Origin of the sequence: Saccharothrix xinjiangensis, from assembly GCF_039527585.1 — a bacterium.
Classification (GTDB): domain Bacteria; phylum Actinomycetota; class Actinomycetes; order Mycobacteriales; family Pseudonocardiaceae; genus Actinosynnema; species Actinosynnema xinjiangensis.
This window is the reverse complement of record NZ_BAAAKE010000071.1, coordinates 1-1460: the sequence shown is the minus strand read 5'-3', so window position 1 is coordinate 1460 and position 1460 is coordinate 1. Positions and strand designations below refer to the sequence as shown.

Below are 1460 nucleotides of genomic sequence, written 5' to 3'. Positions count from 1 at the left end.
CCCCCGTTACCTTCTTCGTGGTTCCTGATCAAGGAGCTGTGGTCGCCGGGTCCGGCATGACTTACGCCCCCAGTCGAAGGCATGATCCGGGGGGTGGTGTCACCGGACCCGGTGGCATCGCCGGACCGCTGATAGGGACACGGCCGCCTATGGGCAGGTCTCGTCGTAACGTGGCTGCCGGCCGACGATGCCCGACCTGCGACCACCCGGCACGAGACGGAAGACACCCAGCATGACCAGCGGCTACCAGGTGTTCCTCGGCCTGGACGTCGGCAAGGGCGAACACCACGCCGTCGCCCTGGACGCCACCGGAAAGCGACTGCACGACGCACCGTTGCCCAACAGCGAGCCCAAGCTGCGGGCGGTGTTCGACAAGCTCGCCCGCCACGGGACGGTGCTGGTCGTGGTCGACCAGCCCGCCACCATCGGCGCCCTGCCGGTCGCGGTCGCCCGCGCGGCCGGTCACCAGGTCGCCTACCTGCCCGGCCTGGCCATGCGCCGCATCGCCGACCTCTACCCCGGCAACGCCAAGACCGACGCCCGCGACGCCCACGTCATCGCCGACGCCGCCCGCACCCTGCCCCACACGCTCCGCGCGGTCGACACCGGCGACGACACCCTCGCCGAGTTGGGCGTGCTGGTCGGCTTCGACGACGACCTGGCCGCCGAGGCCACCCGCATCTCCAACCGCATCCGCGGCCTGCTCACCGGCATCCACCCCGCCCTCGAACGCGCCCTCGGGCCACGGATCACGCACGCTGCGGTGCTGGAGATCCTGTCCCGCTGCGGCGGCCCCGCCGGCATCCGCAAAGCCGGACGACGCAAAGTCGCCGCGATCGCCACTGCCCACGCACCCCGCATGGGCGACAGGCTGGTCGAGCAGATCTGGACCGCCCTGGACGAACAGACCGTGACCGTTCCCGGCACCACGGCCGCCGACACCGTGCTGCCCAGACTTGCCGACAGCCTCAAGACCGTGCTGCACCAACGCAGAAGCGTCGCCGACGAGGTCGAGGGGATGCTTGATGCGCACCCTCTCGCCCCGGTCCTGATCTCGATGCCCGGCATCGGGGTCAGGACCGCAGCCCGCATCCTGCTCGAGGTCGGCGACGCCTCCGGCTTCGCCAGCTCCGCCCACCTGGCCGCCTACGCCGGCATCGCCCCGGTCACCCGACGCTCCGGCTCGTCGATCAAAGGCGAGCATCCGGCCCGGACCGGCAACCGCAAACTCAAACGGGCGTTCTTCCTCGCCGCGTTCGCGGCCCTCTCCGATCCGACCAGCAGGGCCTACTACCAGCGCAAACGCGACCAGGGGAAGAAACACAACGCCGCACTGATCTGCCTGGCCCGACGACGCTGCGACGTCCTGTTCGCCATGCTCCGCACCAAGACCCACTACCGACACCCCGACACCGCTCCCACGCCGGCTGCGGCTTGACAACCACATAGGGACACCCCCC

General features: G+C 70.5%; 1 protein-coding gene. It reads left to right on the top strand.

What is annotated here, in order from left to right; all coding sequences use genetic code 11:
• Positions 1-232: 232 nt before the first annotated feature.
• Positions 233-1438 carry an IS110 family RNA-guided transposase gene (locus ABD223_RS43250; RefSeq protein WP_344044169.1) on the top strand — a complete coding sequence of 402 codons (1206 nt, stop codon included), beginning with the start codon at positions 233-235 and terminating at the stop codon, positions 1436-1438.
• The last annotated feature ends 22 nt before the right edge of the window (positions 1439-1460 follow it).

Excerpts from the sequence above, each read along its gene's own strand:
- ABD223_RS43250 (WP_344044169.1), top strand. The coding sequence starts at position 233 with ATGACCAGCGGCTACCAGGTGTTCCTCGGCCTGGACGTCGGCAAGGGC.